1 protein-coding gene is annotated in these 1,004 nt (G+C 36.6%); it reads left to right on the top strand.

The genetic code is table 11. The annotated features are described in order from the left end of the window. The coding region (locus CI949_RS20875; protein ID WP_290769967.1) for a glycine/betaine/sarcosine/D-proline family reductase selenoprotein B at nt 1–1,004 on the top strand (1,004 nt) is incomplete at both ends.

Below are 1,004 nucleotides of genomic sequence, written 5' to 3'. Positions count from 1 at the left end.
ACTTAAAATTGTTCATTATTTAAATCAGTTTTTTGGACAAATTGGGGGAGAAGATAAAGCAGATATTCCACCACGCAAAGAAGATGGACCTATTGGTCCTGGAGCTGCTTTAAATAATTCATTAGGTGAAGATGCAGAGATTGTTAATACAATTATTTGTGGAGATACATTCTTTAATGAAAATCTTGAAGAAAGCAAAAGTGAAATAAAAGAAATGCTAGAAGATATAAAGCCTGATTTATTAATTGCAGGACCTGCCTTTAATGCAGGCCGATATGGTGTAGCTTGTGGTACGGTTGCAGAGATTGCTAAAACTGAATTAGGAATAGATGTAGTTTCGGGTATTTATCCAGAAAACCCTGGATATGAAATGTTTAAACAGTATGCATATTTTGTAGAAACTCCTGATTCTGCAGCAGGAATGAGAACAGCGCTTCCTGATATGACAAAAATTGTTAAAAGTTATATTCAAAAAGATGGTGAACTAGGTAGCCCGGAAGAGGAAGGATATATGCCGCGTGGAGTCAGAAAAAATATTTTTGTTGAAGAAAGAGGAGCGGCTAGAGCTATCAAAATGCTGCTAAAAAAACTGGATGGAAAAGATTTTGAAACTGAATATCCAATGCCAGTTTTTGACAGAGTAGATCCTGTTGATCCAATCAAAGATATGACTAAGACAAAGGTTGCCCTTGTTACATCTGGAGGTATTGTTCCTAAAGGAAATCCAGATCATATAGAGTCTTCCAGTGCTTCAAAATATGGAGAGTACAGTTTGGAAGGCGTGATGGATCTTGATGAAGAAAACTATGAAACAGCTCATGGTGGTTATGATCCAGTATGTGCAAATAAGGACGCAGATCGTGTTCTTCCGGTAGATGTTATGAGAGATCTTGAAAAAGAAGGAGTAATTGGTGAGCTTCATAATAAGTTTTATACAACAGTAGGTAATGGTACATCTGTTGCAAATGCAAAAGCATATGCACAGGAGATCGCTGAAAATTTAC

The sequence above is a fragment of the Halanaerobium sp. genome (assembly GCF_003070835.1).
This window is presented reverse-complemented; position numbering and strand designations above follow the sequence as displayed.